17 protein-coding genes, 2 pseudogenes and 1 riboswitch are annotated in these 18,096 nt (G+C 38.7%); of the genes and pseudogenes, 5 read left to right on the top strand and 14 right to left on the bottom strand.

Annotation, left to right across the window (positions count from 1 at the left end; all coding sequences use genetic code 11):
* Positions 1-412: 412 nt before the first annotated feature.
* Together NST02_RS09850 and NST02_RS09845 are read right to left on the bottom strand one after the other, a co-directional pair.
* A pseudogene (locus NST02_RS09850) lies at positions 413-1,201 on the bottom strand (ribonucleotide reductase N-terminal alpha domain-containing protein); the annotation flags it as partial.
* A gap of 350 nt (positions 1,202-1,551) precedes the next feature.
* Positions 1,552-2,388, bottom strand: a complete 837-nt coding sequence (locus tag NST02_RS09845) for a lipoate--protein ligase family protein (RefSeq protein WP_095306728.1) — start codon at positions 2,386-2,388, stop codon at positions 1,552-1,554.
* A 300-nt stretch (positions 2,389-2,688) separates the two neighbouring features.
* On the opposite strand from NST02_RS09845, the gene NST02_RS09840 reads away from it, so the two are divergent.
* Positions 2,689-3,072: a rhodanese-like domain-containing protein gene (locus tag NST02_RS09840; RefSeq protein ID WP_095306729.1), complete on the top strand. Its 384-nt coding sequence runs from the start codon at positions 2,689-2,691 to the stop codon at positions 3,070-3,072.
* A 143-nt stretch (positions 3,073-3,215) separates the two neighbouring features.
* Here the strand turns inward: NST02_RS09840 and gcvPB are convergent, their stop codons facing one another.
* Genes gcvPB through gcvT form a run of 3 tightly spaced genes read right to left on the bottom strand, consistent with a single transcriptional unit; the run spans position 3,216 to position 7,165 of the window.
* A complete protein-coding gene (gene gcvPB, locus NST02_RS09835) occupies positions 3,216-4,676 on the bottom strand; it encodes an aminomethyl-transferring glycine dehydrogenase subunit GcvPB (RefSeq protein WP_340948860.1) in 1,461 nt (486 codons plus the stop codon).
* Positions 4,669-6,015, bottom strand: a complete 1,347-nt coding sequence (gcvPA, locus tag NST02_RS09830; protein ID WP_095306731.1) for an aminomethyl-transferring glycine dehydrogenase subunit GcvPA — start codon at positions 6,013-6,015, stop codon at positions 4,669-4,671. Before gcvPA ends, gcvPB begins: the two co-directional genes overlap by 8 nt.
* Positions 6,016-6,061: 46 nt before the next feature.
* A complete protein-coding gene (gene gcvT, locus NST02_RS09825; protein WP_095306732.1) occupies positions 6,062-7,165 on the bottom strand; it encodes a glycine cleavage system aminomethyltransferase GcvT in 1,104 nt (367 codons plus the stop codon).
* Positions 7,166-7,571: 406 nt separating this feature from the next.
* Positions 7,572-7,660: riboswitch (glycine riboswitch) on the bottom strand.
* Positions 7,661-8,141: 481 nt separating this feature from the next.
* On the opposite strand from gcvT, the gene NST02_RS09820 reads away from it, so the two are divergent.
* The gene (locus NST02_RS09820) at positions 8,142-9,839 is read left to right on the top strand and encodes a DEAD/DEAH box helicase (RefSeq protein ID WP_340948854.1); all 1,698 of its coding nucleotides are present in this window, start codon (positions 8,142-8,144) and stop codon (positions 9,837-9,839) included.
* Positions 9,808-10,608, top strand: coding sequence for a YqhG family protein (locus NST02_RS09815; protein WP_095306734.1), 801 nt, complete (start codon positions 9,808-9,810; stop codon positions 10,606-10,608). The genes NST02_RS09820 and NST02_RS09815 overlap by 32 nt, the downstream gene beginning before the upstream one ends.
* 421 nt (positions 10,609-11,029) lie before the next feature.
* On the opposite strand, the gene NST02_RS09810 is transcribed toward NST02_RS09815, so the two are convergent.
* The 8 genes from NST02_RS09810 to comGA all read right to left on the bottom strand — a co-directional run bounded on the left by NST02_RS09810 (position 11,030) and on the right by comGA (position 15,361).
* Positions 11,030-11,209 carry a YqzE family protein gene (locus NST02_RS09810; protein ID WP_095306735.1) on the bottom strand — a complete coding sequence of 60 codons (180 nt, stop codon included), beginning with the start codon at positions 11,207-11,209 and terminating at the stop codon, positions 11,030-11,032.
* 102 nt (positions 11,210-11,311) lie between these two features.
* A complete protein-coding gene (gene comGG / locus NST02_RS09805) occupies positions 11,312-11,689 on the bottom strand; it encodes a competence type IV pilus minor pilin ComGG (RefSeq protein ID WP_095306736.1) in 378 nt (125 codons plus the stop codon).
* On the bottom strand, positions 11,686-12,171 hold the full coding sequence (gene comGF / locus NST02_RS09800; protein WP_268951611.1) for a competence type IV pilus minor pilin ComGF: 486 nt from the start codon (positions 12,169-12,171) through the stop codon (positions 11,686-11,688). The genes comGG and comGF overlap by 4 nt, the downstream gene beginning before the upstream one ends.
* Positions 12,122-12,451 (bottom strand): hypothetical protein, encoded by a 330-nt coding sequence (locus NST02_RS09795; RefSeq protein WP_095306738.1) that lies wholly within the window; start codon positions 12,449-12,451, stop codon positions 12,122-12,124. The genes comGF and NST02_RS09795 overlap by 50 nt, the downstream gene beginning before the upstream one ends.
* Positions 12,435-12,872, bottom strand: a complete 438-nt coding sequence (comGD, locus tag NST02_RS09790) for a competence type IV pilus minor pilin ComGD (protein WP_095306739.1) — start codon at positions 12,870-12,872, stop codon at positions 12,435-12,437. Before comGD ends, NST02_RS09795 begins: the two co-directional genes overlap by 17 nt.
* A gap of 4 nt (positions 12,873-12,876) precedes the next feature.
* A complete protein-coding gene (gene comGC / locus NST02_RS09785; protein ID WP_280526654.1) occupies positions 12,877-13,272 on the bottom strand; it encodes a competence type IV pilus major pilin ComGC in 396 nt (131 codons plus the stop codon).
* Between the two features lie 12 nt (positions 13,273-13,284).
* On the bottom strand, positions 13,285-14,316 hold the full coding sequence (gene comGB / locus NST02_RS09780; RefSeq protein ID WP_340948845.1) for a competence type IV pilus assembly protein ComGB: 1,032 nt from the start codon (positions 14,314-14,316) through the stop codon (positions 13,285-13,287).
* Positions 14,303-15,361, bottom strand: a complete 1,059-nt coding sequence (gene comGA / locus NST02_RS09775; protein ID WP_340948843.1) for a competence type IV pilus ATPase ComGA — start codon at positions 15,359-15,361, stop codon at positions 14,303-14,305. Before comGA ends, comGB begins: the two co-directional genes overlap by 14 nt.
* Positions 15,362-15,680: 319 nt before the next feature.
* Here comGA and NST02_RS09770 point away from each other — a divergent pair.
* Positions 15,681-16,379, top strand: a pseudogene (locus NST02_RS09770) (helix-turn-helix transcriptional regulator).
* Between the two features lie 215 nt (positions 16,380-16,594).
* Positions 16,595-16,837, top strand: coding sequence for a DUF2626 domain-containing protein (locus NST02_RS09765; RefSeq protein ID WP_095306804.1), 243 nt, complete (start codon positions 16,595-16,597; stop codon positions 16,835-16,837).
* A gap of 61 nt (positions 16,838-16,898) precedes the next feature.
* Here NST02_RS09765 and NST02_RS09760 read toward each other — a convergent pair whose 3' ends face one another.
* The gene (locus NST02_RS09760; protein ID WP_340948839.1) at positions 16,899-17,954 is read right to left on the bottom strand and encodes a class I SAM-dependent methyltransferase; all 1,056 of its coding nucleotides are present in this window, start codon (positions 17,952-17,954) and stop codon (positions 16,899-16,901) included.
* Between the last annotated feature and the right edge of the window lie 142 nt (positions 17,955-18,096).

Below are 18,096 nucleotides of genomic sequence, written 5' to 3'. Positions count from 1 at the left end.
CTATGCTACTTATATACAGTTTCGAGCAACCTTTTTCTTAATTGATTTTGGTTCCTTGACTTTTATTAAGTAACTTTGCTATCTCTACTTGACTAAAACCTTTATGATGGAGATTTAGAGTTGAGTTGATTTAATTAATTCTTCCTTGTCTCGCGCCCCATAAGAACGTCGCCGTATCTTACGGTTTACTTCTTCCATATCTCTAGCATCCGTTGCCTCTCTTAACCCGAGCTTTAGGAAGTTTCAATAGTCGTTGAACCTTTATCTTCGTTTCCAAAGATACTTGGCTGCTGATTGCCCAATCCTTTTTATTTTCAAACCTTCACGCTCACCGTCACCAGTCACGTTGTAGTAAAAAAGGCTCTAAGGGTGTTCCAGCAATTCGCGAGATTTTTCTCCCGCCATGGTCTTAACGGGATCCACCTTGTTCAACTAAATGTGTAAGTTTCGCTATATCATCCAACCAAGATACTGAACCAGATGATTTTCCGTTCACACCTCGTGCCAGAGTGTTGCGCGGTCTTAAAGTAGAACCGTTTGTTCCAACGCCGCCGCCACGGCTCATAATTTCCATCACCTGCTTACGGTGTTCGGAAATCCCCTCGCGCGAGTCTTGAACAAAAGGCATTACGTAGCAGTTAAAATACGTTACATCTGTATCAGCACCTGCACCGTACAAAACACGCCCTGCCGGAATAAAATTTAAATGAACAAGTTCTTGATAGAACTTCTCAAACCACTCTTGTCTCTTTTCTTCCGTTGTTTCAACAGATGCCAAGCCTGTTGCGTTGCGTTTCGCAATTTGTTCGTAGTAAAGCTCTAACGGCTTTTCGATTACATCTAGTGAACGATTGATAACACCAGTGCTTGCTTCTTCTGGATCATCAAGTACACCACGATACTCTTCATCTACAAGAACTTGAGCCCTTTTTTCTTCCCAATCAATCTGTAAAATTTGACCAAGGCCTCTAGCTGGAAATTTCGGATCCTCTTTAATAGTCAGAACGACGAAATCCCCGTTCGTAAGCGTAATTTTTTCTGTATCCTTAAAAGTGTAGCGATCTAACATAACCAATCTAGAAACACCTTTATGGGTAATTTTCATGTCTGGGGTAATGGGATGAACTTGAGGAAACAATCGGATGTCCTTGTTCAAACGCTCCACATCAATATTTAATTTTTGTCCTAACGCAACAGACATACACACAACTCCTTTAAATTAAATCCTTTTTAGTCTATTGAATTATCGGTAGAAGAACACTAGTTAAATCTAGCTGTAATTCAAATTACTATTAAATTATCACACCGCTCCAACAAAATCAATATATAGTATGTCAAATATTTAAACCACTACTATATATTGTGTGTGCAGCAAAAAAAATAAATTTTGTCAAACACAAAAACGATTAAAAACTTGAGAAAAAGAGAGATCGTCCGATGTTTTCAGCATATATTGATAAATTTTAACATATTTCAACACTTGCGCTTTTTATAAACCAGGACAAAAGATTCATGTTAAAAAAGAAAAAGATAAAACGAACTTTATGCCGTTTATCTTTTAAAATTCCATTCATCACTTTCATATCTTCGTTTTGCTAACATATTGACAGAGTCAAGCTGTTTCCGTGATAACTCAAATGGTGTCAGTTCGATCTGTAATCCATTTTCAAACCCCGTTTTAAAAGCGCGTTTTGCTTCTTCCAGCGACACTTTTTGCTGACTAATTTCATTAATGGCCACAGCTTTATTTTTAAATGCCTTTTGCATTCTTTCTTTCACTCTATCATTCGGATAGTTAAATAAGCTAAAGAGCTTATCTTCATCTAGATCAAGGAGAATCGAACCGTGTTGAAGGATAACTCCTTTCTGTCTCGTCTGTGCACTTCCTGCAACCTTTCTGCCTTCTACAACGAGCTCATACCAACTTGGTGCATCAAAGCAAACAGCAGAACGTGGATTTTTTAATGATTCTCTATCTTCCTCCGTCTTTGGAACAGCAAAATACGCATCCATCCCTAATTGCTGAAAGCCTTGCAGGATCCCCTCTGAAATAACACGATATGCCTCTGTAACGGTTTTAGGCATGTCTGGGTAGTCCTCAGAGACAATGACACTATAGGTGAGCTCATGCTCATGCAGCACACCCCTACCGCCTGTCGGTCTGCGAACAAAGCCTAATTCATGCTTCCGAACCGCTTGCATATTAATTTCTTTTTCTACCCTTTGAAAATATCCAATTGACAAAGTAGCCGGGTTCCATCCATAAAATCGGATAATCGGCGGAATGCTTCCCTCACTGTGCCAATCAAGCAATGCTTCATCTAATGCCATATTGAAGGAGGGAGAGCAATCTCCTGAATCGATAAAACCCCAAATTTCTTTTTTCATTTGTAACCCTCTTCTTTAATACGAAAATTCATGTCGATATAGTAGACACTGAATAATAGCATAACAAACCAGTGCGAAAAAAAAAAGAAATAGACACTGCTCAGATTGTCGACAAAAGGTAGTGAGAAGCCCTTCTCGCTACCTTTTGTCGTTTTTTTGTTTAGGAATGGTGGTATTTTTTGCTCAGATGCTTACTTCCCAGGAGAGGAAACGAAAAATTTGTCCAATTTCCTTTACTATCTTATTAAATCACCTATATAATATTATTTGGCACATTATTTGTGTGGAAGGAGAAAGGATATGAACGGATTTTATATTTTGCTAATATTGACAGTTGCATTTCTTGTATATAGCATAATCAACTGGCTCTACCAAAGAAAGATTGTTAAGACTCTTACTGAAGAAGAGTTTCGTGCAGGATATCGAAAAGCACAATTGATTGATGTTCGGGAACCGAACGAATTTGAGGCTGGACATATTCTTGGTGCAAGAAATATTCCCCTTTCTCAAATGAAAATGAGAATGAAAGAAATCCGTCCTGACAAGCCTGTATACTTATATTGCCAAAGTGGCATGAGAAGTAGCCGTGCCGCGCAAACCCTTCATCGTAAAGGCTATAAAGATTTATCGCAACTTAAAGGCGGATTTAAAAGATGGACAGGCAAGATCAAAACAAAAAAATAGACAAACAAAGAGCTTTGCACATGGGCAAAGCTCCTTTTCATTTGGGACGATAATACGCTTTTGATGTTTCGCATTTCGCATAAGATAGTCGAAATATTATACAACAACAATATTAAGCACACTACCTTTTATTAAAAATTATATTATAGTTTTTGATAGCGCAAGATCGGTTTTCTCGCTGCCGTTGTTTCATCAAGACGACCTACGACTGTAGAATGCGGAGCCTCTTGAACAATTTCTGGATTCTCCTCCGCTTCTTTGGCGATTTGGATCATCGCGTCACAGAAGGCATCTAACGTTTCCTTTGACTCCGTTTCGGTCGGCTCAATCATGATGCACTCCTCCACATTCAGCGGGAAATAAATCGTTGGTGGGTGATAGCCAAAATCAAGGAGACGCTTAGCAATATCCAATGTTCTCACCCCAAGCTTTTTTTGACGCTTCCCGCTTAGGACGAACTCGTGCTTACAATGTCTATCAAATGGAAGATCGTAGAATGGCGCCAATCTTCTCATCATATAGTTGGCATTTAGTACCGCATATTCTGTTACAGCTTTGAGCCCATCTGGACCCATGCTGCGAATATACGTATAAGCACGGACATTAATTCCAAAATTACCATAATAAGGTTTAACGCGACCGATTGAGTGCGGACGGTTATAATCCAGTACATATTCGTCTCCCTGCTTCGTGACGACAGGCTTCGGTAAAAACGGAATTAAATCTTCCTTCACTCCTACAGGTCCTGAACCTGGACCACCGCCACCATGGGGGCCAGTAAATGTTTTATGAAGGTTTAAATGGACGACATCAAAGCCCATATCACCTGGTCTTGCTTTTGAAAGCACAGCATTTAAATTGGCACCGTCATAGTATAGCTTCCCACCGGCTCCGTGGACAATTTCAGCCATCTCTACGATATTTTCTTCAAATAGACCTAAAGTATTAGGATTTGTCAGCATCAATGCTGCTGTATCTTCTCCAACTACGTTTCGTAAATCTTCCAAATCTACTAATCCGTGCTTATTTGACTTCACTGTTACCGTCTCAAAACCAGCTACCGTTGCGGATGCAGGGTTTGTTCCATGTGCAGAGTCAGGAACAATCACCTTCGTTCGTTTCGTATCTCCGTTTGCTTCATGATAAGCGCGAATCATCATTAAGCCAGTCCATTCTCCATGGGCACCAGCTGCAGGCTGTAACGTAACTTCATCCATGCCTGTGATTTCAATTAAATGCTCTTGAAGGTCATACATAAGCTCCAAGGCACCTTGGACAGAGCTCTCATCCTGCAATGGATGAATATGAGCAAAGCCATTAAAGCGAGCTACATTTTCATTAATTTTCGGATTGTATTTCATCGTACAAGAACCGAGTGGATAGAAACCAGAATCGACCCCATGATTTCGCTTCGATAACGCAGTGTAGTGACGCATAATGTCGAGCTCCGATACTTCCGGTAATTCCGCTTCTTCCGCTCGTAAATAGCCTTCCGGTAAAAGCTCGTTCACATCAACCTCTGGAACATCCATTTCTGGAAGGCTGTAACCAACTCTGCCTCGCTTGCTAAGTTCAAATATAAGGGCTTGATCTTCTTTATGCATGGAAATCCCCCATTTCTTGCGCAAATGTATCGATCTCTTCTTTCGTTCTCAACTCTGTAACCGCTACTAACATGTGCTGTTCGAGCTCAGGGTAATCACGACCTAGATCGTAACCACCGATAATTCCTTTTTGCAGGAGGGCTTGATTCATTTCTTTCACAGGATTTGAAACCTTTACGACAAACTCATTAAAGGATGGACCGTCAAAAACAATCTCCAACCCTTTTTCTTGCAAGACCTTCTTTGCATAATGGGCTTTCTGGATGTTTTGTAGCGCCATTTCCTTCACGCCTTTTCTTCCTAAAGCGGTCATCGCTACAGATGCAGCTAATGCATTCAACGCTTGATTCGAACAGATATTTGACGTTGCCTTATCACGACGAATATGTTGCTCACGCGCTTGAAGAGTAAGAACAAACCCTCTTCTTCCTTCATCGTCAGTCGTTTGTCCAACTAAACGGCCTGGTACTTTTCTCATCAATTTGCTCGTGACAGCAAAATAACCACAATGCGGACCACCGAATGCTGTAGGAATACCAAATGGCTGCGCATCCCCTACAACAATGTCTGCACCAAACCTTCCAGGAGGAGTTAAGGCACCAAGAGCTAATGGATTACTAGAGACAACAAACATCGCTTTTTGTTCGTGGGCAACCTCTTCTATCTCTGCCAGCGGCTCAAGTCGGCCAAAGAAATTTGGGTATTGCACAATCACTGCTGCAGTATCCGAATCAACCATTGACTGTAACGCTTCCAGATCGGTAATCCCATCCTTTTGCGGAACTTCAATGACTTCGATATATTGTCCCATTGCGTACATCTTCACGACTTCTTTTGATTCTGGATGAACCGCGCTGGAGACCAGTACTTTCTTTCTGCGTGTTTGACCTGCACTAAGCATGGCTGCTTCGGCGAGAGCCGTTCCACCATCATACATAGAAGAGTTGGCAACATCCATTCCTGTCAGTTCACAGATCATCGTCTGAAATTCAAAAATGGCTTGTAATTCACCTTGAGAAATCTCTGGCTGATACGGTGTATAGGCTGTATAAAATTCTGAACGTGATAATACGTGATCGACGATAACAGGCATATAATGATCATATACACCTGCTCCTAGAAAACTAGAATGAGACTTTAAATCAGCATTTTTATTAGCTAATCGAGTCAATTCTTTCAATAGTGCAGATTCCGATTTTGCTGCTTTAATATTATAGTTTCCCTTAAATTGAACACTTTTCGGAATATCATCAAAAAGCTCCTGAATGGAAGAAACACCGATCGTATCAAGCATTTCTTTTTGGTCGGCTTCAGTCATCGGTAAGTAACGATGCTTCATTGCGGATTCCCCTTTCTTTTCCTGGCAAATTTAGTTTTCATTCCTTTTAAGAACGAGTTCGTTTATAAAATGGAGTTGGGATCACTTTCGCTTTTACTTTCTTGCCGCGAATTTCAACTGCCACTTCTGTATCAGGCGCACCAAATTTACTTTCAATAAGTGCCAAGCCAATATTTTTCTTTAATGTAGGTGATTGAGTACCAGTAGTCACATCGCCAATTTTTTGATCATCGATATAAACTGGATAGCCATGGCGTGGAATTCCTCTTTCGATCATCTCAATACCAACTAATGTACGAGGAACACCGGACTCTTTTTGCTTCTTTAACGCTTCTTTTCCAAAGAAATCAGCTTCTTTATTAAGCTTTACGGCAAATCCAATCCCAGCTTCTAACGGTGAAATTCGCGGTGAAAGCTCTTGACCATAAAGAGCTAAAGTTGCCTCGAAACGCAACGTATCTCTTGCCCCTAAGCCGCATGGCAAAACTCCGTCATCTTGTCCGGCTGCTAAAACTTCATTCCAAATCAGAACAGCATCTTCACTCGCGCAATAGATTTCAAAGCCATCCTCACCAGTGTAGCCAGTTCTAGAGACAAGCGTTTTCTTTCCTGCTATTTCCACTTCAAGCTGGAACTTAAAGAAGCCAATCTTACTTAGGTCTTCCTTTGCCAGCTTTTGCAATACCTTTTCTGCTATTGGTCCCTGTAATGCTAGCTGAGCCATGCTCTCAGAGATATTTTTGAGCGTAACCCCTTCATCGACATGCTTCTCTAGCCAATTATAATCTTTCGTAATATTTGCCGCATTTACCACGAGTAAATAATCATCTTCCCCTAGTTTGTAAACGAGTAAATCATCCACTGTGCCACCATTTTCATAGCACATAGCGGTATATTGAGCACCACCAGCACTCAACTTTGAAATATCATTTGTCATCATTTTTTGCAGATAAGAAAGACTGTTTGGACCTTTAACTTCAATCTCCCCCATATGAGAGACATCAAATAATCCTGCCTTAGTTCGAACAGCTTCATGTTCCTCTTTAATGCTGGAAAACTGTACAGGAAGGTCCCATCCGCCAAAATCAATTGTTTTTCCCCCATATTGTTTGTAAACCTCAAATAAAGGAGTGCGCTTTAGCTCAGACATTACATGATCCCCTTTCTTATTTTTACTTGGTATTTATCAAAACCCGCTTAAAAAAGCGAAATTTAATCGAAAAGCGGAAGCGCCTTGCTCATCGCCGTACAAACTGGAAGAGCTTCGACTTTAGATAAAGGAAACTTGAATCGTGAAGCGATTCATAGTTGACTTATCGCAGTGAAAGGACCTGAAATTTGCTAGGCGATTGGCGCTGGTGCTAGACCATTTTCAAAATCAAACGTTATATCTCTGTCCAAGAAAAAAAGGACAGAGCTCCCCCTTTTCATAAAAGAAAGGTCTCTGTCCTGGCACCTGAAAGTTTACTTACTTGAGTCTTCATGCTGTATGAACACCCCGTAAGCTTTCCCCTTTGGTGGCTTCATTCTTCCTGTCGAAGCACTCTCCAGAGTTGCGTCAAACAAGTGTACTTTTGCCTGAGAGATTCACAAATTCATGCTTGCTCCTTCGGCGCTACAACGTAGTCTCTCCCCTTGTTCTCATCCGCGTTTATAAAATTTTCCCAGTTGGTCATACTATAAAGTACGAGTTAATACGAATAAATCGAGATCATTACAAAAGAGGTATCACATAAAAACGAACATTTTGTTGTTTTGCGCATATATTCATTCATATCATAACGATTGTTTATCCTAAAAAAAACATATTCGTTCGCTTATAGTCAACATGTGACAAAATTTCTAACTTTCAAATACATCCTACCATGTACATAATATGAGGGCAATATCTTTTTCTGAAAAGCTACGATATTGTTGAGCAAGTGATTTAAGAATCATTATGTATGAAACAAAGGTTTCATATACCTTTCAGTTATGCTAAAAAGCCATAAGAAAACAGGTTTTCCATGGAATCAGAGAGAAAATAATCGAAAAGTCATCACTGACATATGACAAAGTTTCGAAAACAAGAGTTCATAATCATTTCATTTATTCACAGAAAACACGAGTTAAAAGGAGCAAATACTATGACGGTAGAAATACAATTCGATACATCATGGGCAGATGGTTTTTTTCAAAAAATTGAAGATGACGGTCCTTGGGGGAATTGGGACTTATACAAACTGGCAATCGAAGTGGAAAAACACACGGTCATTGATGATTTTGAGGGCTTACAGGCTCCAAAACATCTCCCTCAGCTAACACCATTACCGCATCAGCTTGAAGTAGCAAAGCGAGTTGTGGAAGATATGAATGGGAAAGCCATATTAGCCGATGAGGTCGGATTAGGAAAAACGATCGAAGCAGGCCTAATCTTAAAAGAATATATGATTAGAGGGCTCGTAAAAAAAGCCTTAATTTTAGTCCCTGCATCCCTTGTCACACAATGGGCCAATGAACTAACGAGTAAATTTTATATTCCAGCAGTCGCCCAAAAGAAAAGCTACGTTTGGGAGCAATATGATGTCGTCGTATCATCGATCGACACAGCCAAGCGCAATCCTCATCGCGACATCATTTTCCAACAGGATTATGATTTAATTATTATCGATGAAGCTCATAAACTAAAAAATAATAAAACGAAAAACTATGAATTTGTCCAAAGTTTAAAAAAGAAATTTTGTCTTTTATTAACAGCCACTCCTATCCAAAATCGCATAAGTGAAATCTTTAATCTTGTCTCCCTATTAAAACCTGGACATTTAGGGAATGAGTCCGCTTTTTATGAAAAATATAAAAGAAATTCACGTTCATTAGATGATAATGAGCATTTAAAACAATTAGTCAATAAAGTGATGATTCGCAATCGCAGAGCAGACACCGGCATTGAATGGACTGATCGGCATGTAGAAACAATTCCTATCGAGTTTTCACAGGAAGAACAGCAATTGTATGATGCCATTTCTGAGCTAAGGAGTGAGGATAATTGGATGGCGACGAGCGCTTTTTCAATCATGACGTTGCAAAGGGAAGCATGCAGCAGCCGTGAAGCTGTCTTCGTAACTTTGAAAAACATGCTTGCGAAACAGGAGTCACCAAGTCCTGCATACGAGCAGCAAATTCAAACACTCGCGGAAAAGGTACAGGCAATCCAAAGGAATTCAAAAGCAGAAAAGGCTCTCGAGCTGATTCGAAATATTGATGATAAAGTGATCATTTTTACTGAATATAGGGCAACGCAAATGTATCTTCAATGGTTTTTAAAACAAAATGGCATTACTTCCGTTCCATTTAGAGGTGGATTTAAGCGCGGAAAAAAGGATTGGATGCGCGAATTGTTCCAAAAACACGCACAGGTATTAATCGCGACAGAAGCAGGTGGAGAAGGGATTAACCTTCAATTTTGTCATCATATCATCAACTTTGATTTACCCTGGAATCCGATGCGGCTCGAACAAAGAATTGGCCGGGTTCATCGCCTTGGTCAAGAGAAGGATGTTCACATCTATAACTTCGCAACTAAAGGAACGGTGGAAGAGCATGTATTAAAGCTTCTGCACGAAAAAATTTCTTTATTTGAAAAAGTCGTGGGCGAACTTGATGATATTCTCTCCAAGCTTGAGTTCGGCAACTTTGAGGATTACTTAATCGATATCTTCGGCCACTCTACCTCAGAAGGAGAAATGAAAATTAAGATGGATAATCTTGCTTCAATGATTCAATTTGCCGAAGAAATGAAGGGGAGTGAAACGAATGCAGCAGCAGGAAATTCAACGGTTTCTTAAAAATTATTTTCAGGCCAACGGCTGTGAGATTATCGAGGAAGAAAAAGGGTATATGACGGTGCAATTAACGATTGAATTAGACAAGGAACTGATGAATCGACCGTTTTACTGGCATTATCTAGAAAAAACAGGTGGAGTACCCAATCCGATGAAACTGACCTTTATCACCAATCAAGAAGCAGCGCCAGAGCATATTAAAGGAGAAGTCATTCATTTTGGCTCCCCTCGCCTTCACCAAATCTTTCAATCAACGAAAAACTTGGCTGCTTACATTCGTTTATACGAAAATCATCGCTTTACATCAGGTCAGCAAGTTCCATTAAAACCGTGGCTAGGTCTTAATGTTCGCATCTCTTATCAATGTGATCGAAAAAGGGATGTGTTTAAATCACTTGGTTTGCAGCTTATCAATGGACAAATTGTAGAAAATTTCCATGATCGTCTTCTAAATTTACAACTTACACCGAAAATCCCTGATTATTCATTTACTCTTTCACCGCTTATCATGCCGAAAAGCGGTGTTTCAAGAATTAAAAATCAATTAGTGAGAGAAATTGAACAGGAGGATGACAATTGGGCTGTGGAAGCAAGGGAGCGTTGGAATAAAGATTTACAACTGCTGGAACATTTTTACGAGGAAATAGAAGTTGATGAAAAAGGCGAAACATATGAGAATGAAAAAAAGGCCCTTCAAGACCAATACGAGCCTAATGTGAAAATTTCTATCGTCAATGGAGGTCTCTTTTATTTGACCGATCGGGCAGTATAAGGAAAAAGCTACGCAAATTTTTTATTTAAATCAATAATTAAGTTATGTCATTAAAATTGAAACAGACACATTTTATTAAAACATAGAAAAAGGATAGACGAACACTTCCATTTCATCTATCCTTTTATGGGAAAAATGGCATTTTTTCGCATAACAAATTATATGTTCGATAATATATTGCTCCAATACGATTTGCCGCTGCACCCATTCATTCAATCATTTCGAGAGTACATATTTCAAACTCTCATCGTTTCACTTAAGGTTGTAGTAGAACATGCGATCAGTTTAGAACCAACGCAAACAAAAAAGTACACCACTATATAAGTATATAAGTGATGTACACAGCTTGTCAGCAAAAGGCAGCAAAAAATCGAATGGTATAAAATGCGTTCATTCTCCAGTCCCTTGCTTCAATGGGACTTTATCTTCTTTTCTTCTTCATGCTTATAAATGCATACGGCAGGAGACCAAACCAACGGTACCAAAAGCTTGCCTTGCCACCTTTTCTTTCTTGCTTAATCTTTATTCGCTCGTCTTTTGGCTGGTCAATATATTTCACGACTGTTTCTGTAATATACTTTACATAATCATTTGTTTTCACTTTATCGGCACTCCTAACAGACTCATTGTCAGTAGCAGTATATCCGAAAATAAATATTCTATTACCACCAACAACAAAGTAGACAGAAATTTGCTAAAGAGCTTAGTTTCGTTCCGTCCATTTCACCATTTTTTGCAGTTCCTGATCAAAATACCCTACTCCTGTAAGTTCCCCTTGAGATGAAGTAAATAATCGAAATGAAATTTGCAGTTGCTCAGGGTCAAGTTCTTCGATTTGGTACGTAACAGTGCCGTTTTCATAATGGAATTGCCCCGTTTTCTTAAATTGCTCTTCTGTAATTAACAATATTTCAACCTTTTTTAAAGATTGGAGAAACATAAATTGGTTTCTCTCAAACTCCGCAAGTTCAAATTGAAATCTTTTTTCCATCACATATTGCTGAAAGTGAACAGCTAAAAAGGATGAAAATAAAAGCAAAATACAAAGGGTTACAGGAAAGGTAAATCCTCGTGCATTCATTCTTCTTCAACCCCATTCTCTACAGAGCTAATAAAAGAAAAGATCGTCGCCTGATTAAAGTGGTGAAATAAGTCTTTCACTTCTATTGTGATTGCGTTTTCCTCCTTTGAAAAAGTGACAGAAGCAACATTTTGAAGAACAACCTCATGTCCTTTCCTATTTACCTGTTTTCTTAAAACATTTTGATATTTTTGATAGGAAATGCTCTCTTCTCCCTTTATTAAAATTAATTCACCATTTACTACCTCAACGTGATCACTTGATTGAATATCCTTCTTCGTTTGACTGATAAATAACTCCCATTCCATTTTCTGAATTCTAGCCTCCACCGCATGATCATAAAAAATAATTTGAAATAATAGCGGCAGGAAGGAGATCATTAAACAAAAGATCGAGAATGAAAAAAGCATCTCTAGCATCGTGAAACCACTCTCACTCAAGTCGTTCGCATTTCTCCCTCTCTTCTGCAAAAGAGTTTTCATATTTAATACACACCTTTATCGGAGAATTCAATCCTGTCTCCCAATGAATACGGAAAGATTCATTTTCTCTATGGATTATGCCACTTTCCATAAAACCGTCCTGTAGATAGTGTTGAAGCACCTCGTACATTAAATGAGTTGCAGAGATTTCCTTTTGGATATCTAACGATTGCTTACTAACATGTAAATATAAAGGAAGAAGTGTAAGACACATTAACATCCAGACCGTTAGGGAGAGAAAAAGTTCAGCTAAGAAAAAGCCTCTACATCCTTTTAACATAGAACCGCCCCCGACCTAATTGGAACATAAGCTGATAAGCATCTTCCCCAATGTAAATGTAAATGGCCCCGATCGTGCTAATATTTCCATTCGAATGATAATAAAAGTGGAGATTTTGCGAACCAGCTCTGACCATGATGTTATCTGCGTATTCCCGTTTGAGAAGAAGTTCACCATTTTGCTTTCGTATATAATAATAATTTTCCGCGGTTATGAAATTGACTCTTACAAGCTTTTGATTGGTGATTGCATATTGTTGTGCATAAAGAAAATCAGCCTTTAGCTGTGAGAAAAACAACTGTTTCTCTTGTTGGAAATGATGGGGCTTTAAGGAAAGAAATGAGATAGATATCATGAGCAAAAATATACTCAACACAAACAACGCCTCCAGCATGGTAAACCCCTGCTCCTTACCCTTCATCTTTTTAAGTCCCACTTGTAACCTTTACCTCGCCTTTTGCATCAATCGTAATTCGAGCTCCATTTGAACACGTCGCCTGCTCTTCATTTAGGTATCCTTCCGATTGTAAAACCTCCATACTAGTAGGCACTGTTTTTTTATCCATTTCATATGCTTGTACTTGTGCCTCCACCATCTTTACCAAAGCCTTACAGCCTTTCGTATTGATGGTAGAATTATGCTTCGTAATATTGGGAATTGTAATTATTAATAAGACGGTAATGACAAGAAGAACGATCATCATTTCTATTAATGTGAACGCATTTTGCTCGTGTATTTTTTTGACAGCTAAACATCGATCCTGACTATCTTTTGCCTTAATTAAGGTAAAGCCATCCTGTTTTAAAATTTTTTTCATCAAAAATACTCCTTTCTAAAATCCATCCAGCAGTTGAAACATTGGTAACAGTATCGCTAAATACATCGAAACAATAATAAGTCCGATGAGTGAATATAGGATTGGTTGAACAATTTTAAACGCTTTTTCTGTTTTATTCTCCAGCTTCTCAAGGCAATGCTTGCTGAAGAAAAGAAGTTCCTCTGAGAGCTTCCCATTTTCCTGACCATGTTTAACAATGAACGACAGCTCTCCTGCAAAGAAATCATAATGCGTTAAAACGGCCTCAAATGATTCCCCTCTCATTAAAAAAAGCTGCATCTCTTGCCCAATTTGCTTATAAAACGGGCTTTGCACATATTTTTCAAACACTTTCAGTGCTTCATGAATAGAAAGGCCGCCAGCTAGTAAATAGCTGAGCTGCACACTGAAATAATGCGTTGTGAACAAACGATAGAATGAGCCGAAAAATGGAATGTTAGCAATAAGCGCTCTTTGCTTGAGGGGAAGAAGTCTTCTAAAAGTCATGAAGTAATAGCTAAGTAAGAGGAGCAAACATAGTAAAAGAAGGATGACGAAGAATGGAGAAGCTTCTCCGATAAACGAAACCATTCTCATGAATATGTTAGGTTTTAAATTCATGGAGCTGAACAACAAGATATATTGGGGGAGCAATACTTTTTCCACAAAGAAAAAAAGAAATAAAGTGACGGCAATCAGTATCGTTGGATAGACAAGCAGTTTTTTTAGCTTTTCAACGTCGTCTTGTCTTTTAAGAATCATCGTGCTGCCTTCACGAAATGCATCAGCCAATGAACCGTGTTCCTCAGCAAAATAAACATATCCAACTAATGTTTGATTGAAGCCTAACTTGTGAAGAATTTGATGAAAAGGATGGCCTTCTCGTAAATGGAGTAACGCTTGAGCAATGTCTTCCTTTTGCCTGCTTTTCATTTGATAGGTTAATGAACGGATCGCTTCTGCCAACGGATAGCCTCGCTCTAAAAGCTCACCTGTCTTCCTTAAAAATGCTGCCTGTTCCTTCATTCTCCATTTATGATTCTTCATCTATGATCCATCTTTCATATTCAGATTCCTTAATATAACCTAAAGCAATTCCCTTATTAATAATGCTTTTCAGATTTTTATAAGAATTCGTTTCTTGTCCGTGTATGACACGCATTAACTCTCTCCCGGTCAGTAGCTCAAAAATACTCGCTCTTTTTAATTGACTGCTAGAAAAGCAATAGGGTGAACAAATATCACTTTCACAATATGGACACTCCAATTCCACCAGCCTTTGTGCAGCAACCGCAACAAGTGTTTGCTCTACTTCAATTCGTTCAACCCCAAATTCAAATAAACGATAAATAGCTCCTTTAGCATCTCGTGTGTGCATCGTGCTTAGGACTAAATGTCCTGTAAGCGCAGCTCTAACCGCAATCTTTGCCGTTTCACTATCCCTAATTTCCCCCACCATAATGATATCGGGATCATGGCGTAATATGGCTTTTAAACCGGTTGAATAGGTTACTCCTGCTTTTTCATTCACTTGAACTTGCAAAACTGATTCATTTTCTTTCTCAATGGGATCTTCTAGTGTGATAACACTGCGGTTAAAAATGTGGGAGGATTCGTCTAATAAGGAGTACAATGTCGTTGTTTTTCCAGAACCAGTCGGTCCAGTAAAAAGGATTAAACCGTGTGCATGGTTTAAGAGCGCTAGAAGTTTCATCGTTGCTGCAGGAAAAAGGGAAATTTTATAAAAGGGAATTTGTTGCTGTTGAGGGAGAAGGCGAATCACGAGGCTTTCTTTTTGATTGGCAGGCAATGTGGACAAGCGCAGTCCAACATATTTCTGATTTACTTTAACAGAAAATGCTCCGCTTTGGGGACGTCTTTTTTCACCGATATCCATCGATGCGGTAAATTTAAAGTGGGAGACCAACCTTTCACAATCTTCCTTTGGCAAATGAAATCTTGGAATTAATCTGTTCGCCATTCTTAATTGGATTAGCGTATCGTCTCTCCGAGGAATAATATGAATGTCTGATGCATGGTTTTTAACCGCATCACTTACAATTTTGTCGGCAATCATTTCAATTGATTTCAACTATAATAACACCACCTTTTATTGATATACTTTAGCTAATTCGACGTTATTCTCACATTTCCTGCAAAAAAATTGCCAGTTCACAAAATGTCTATAATTTCAGCCGCATGTTCATTGCCCAACGACTAAAGCCTTTATGACCAGATCCTCAGCACCAGAGAAAATGATCCAAAAATCAACACTGACCTATAATTAATAAAGATCTGTTCATGATTTTGACATGTAAATGTGAACATTTTCTAAACTTATAGTGATTACAGTGTTAACTAATGATTACTGTATTATAATGGAATAAATCATGCGCCTCGAGGTGAAATTTGTGGAGAAGACATTAAAAATAACGAACGTACTATCTGATCCAACTCGTTACTATATTTACCAATACATTACAAAAAGGCATCAAGATGTAACCGTTCAAGAAATTGCAGATAATTTCAACATCCATCCGAATGTGGCAAGACTACATTTATCAAAGCTTGAAGACGTCAATATGCTGATGTCAGAAACAAAGAAAACAGGCAAAGGCGGAAGACCGAGCAGATTGTATCGTCTCTCTGAAGATGTTATTCAATTGAATTTTCCTTTCAGAGATTACTAATTGCTTTCAAAAATTGCTATGGAAACTTTTGTAGGTCTTGGTGAAGCTGGTAAAATAGCTTTGTATGCAACAGGGAAAAAATTTGGAACTGAAATGATCGAGCAAGAGATGAAGCGCAACCAAGAAAGTGATCAATTATCATTTGAACAAAAGCTGCATTTCCTTAAAAGTGCAGCGACGATGGCAGGCTTCTATCCAGAATTTGAAACGAACGAAGATAATACCAAAATATTTTTCCAAATTTTTAATTGTCCATTTAAAGAAGTCGCAGAAGAGCATACAAAAACGATCTGTGAGACACACTATGAATTCTTAAGAGGAATGTTTGAAGCTCTTTTTGACTCAGTAGAATTAATAGAAAAAGAAAATATGCTGCACGGATGCAACTCCTGCTCTTATCATGCATTAGTTTCAAACTAGGAGTATCCTTTTCAATGTTCCACCACAAGATGAATCATAGGTGCACTATATTCAAACCCAACAAAATCTAGCCTTCTGACATTTTTTGCTGAAGCTAGATTTTGCTACATACATGTATGCGTTCACTTTTTTGAAACAAACTAATATTTACTTTTCATTGCCGTTTACTTATAATATGGTAGTGATGGACTTATAGGAAAAGGGAGGATATATCTATGGATCGTATGTACAGAGTAATGGGATTCTGGACTGGCATCTTTGCCGTTATGTTTTTCTTGGGCGATATGTACATAACATCTCTAATTTTCTTTGGTCAAACAGGATTTTTCGTATTGTTAAGCTACCTAAAACTAACTGAGCGTATGTATATTTATATTTTTGGGGCATACTTAACTGTCTTTTTTGTAGGATTTACCTACTATACGACATTCCTAATGACTCCTGGAGCGGGCCACTAAAAGCGAAGCAGGCACTTATCTCATATTTAATATAAAAAAGCGATGGAATACCATCGCTTTTTTATATACCTTTTTTTTGTACTACAACGTGAAAATAGGCACTCATTCCTGAAGGCATAATGAGGCTCCTAATGGCACGATTGCGGCGGCTAACTTCTGAAAAAGGATTAGGATCAACATGATTCTCCAACTCCTGAAGAATCCCAATCGATATTAAAAACTGGTCCTGTCTTTGCTTACTGACAAATTCCAATCCATGTTTTTCGCCAATTCGTATTAGTGAATCGAAATGAACATGACTTGTAATATCCATCTCACCAATAAATTTCAAAACATCTCGTATTTGTTCATGCTGATAATATCCTCTTAAGCTTCCCTCACGATGAAACGCCTCTCCCCATTCTTCATCACTATAGCCGTAGTCCACTGTCACAAACCAGCCGCTCTCAACTACATCTGCCATGCGAGCAATCATTCTTCCCATTGCTAAAGGTATTTCAATTCTTTGCTTATGATTTAGCTTGAGCTTACTTTGCTTCATAAACATTCCAATCTCGTTATTATTTAAAGGAATTCGTTTTTCCATTAATTGATCGTTTTCAACCGTGATCATCACTTCAAAAAGAAGATCATGATGACACTCGACAACATGAACAGGAAGGGCATCGAATAATTCATTTGAAAAAATGAAACCGTTAAAAGGCTTTAGGGCATCTATACTTTCAACCTGCTGGATACTTGTACCAAGTAGTTCTTTTTGAAGTTTTCGATGATAGGGGCTTGTCTCTACAACATAATATGACAAGTGCTCATCACAGCTTTTATTCCATTCCGCAATAAAAGCCGCTGCAAAACGACCGTTTCCAGCTCCGAGCTCACATACAACTCCAGGCAACTGCCGTTCTGCTTTCAGCTTCAAGAACCATTTTGCCATAATGCGGCCGTATATATCGGAAACATTACTCGTTGTAATAAAGTCTCCCTTTTTACCAACTTTTTCACCTTGTTTCATATAATAGCCCCATTGTGGATGATAGAGCGCTTCTCCGATCAACTCCGCATAGGTAATCATCTGCTCCGGTCGAGCTTTAATTAATTCTTTTACATATGAGAGCATCGTTTTCCCCCTTTCGTTTTACACTATTGACACAGTGAAAACTTTATAATATCCTTTTAATAGTAGCTAAAACTTATCCCCTCCCATTGAATGAATAGAACATCCCCTAGAAAAGCCCTTCTCCTTTGAGAAGGGCTTTTCT

The sequence above is a fragment of the Robertmurraya sp. FSL W8-0741 genome, from assembly GCF_038004005.1.
Taxonomy (GTDB): Bacteria; Bacillota; Bacilli; order Bacillales; family Cytobacillaceae; genus Robertmurraya; species Robertmurraya siralis.
This window is presented reverse-complemented; position numbering and strand designations above follow the sequence as displayed.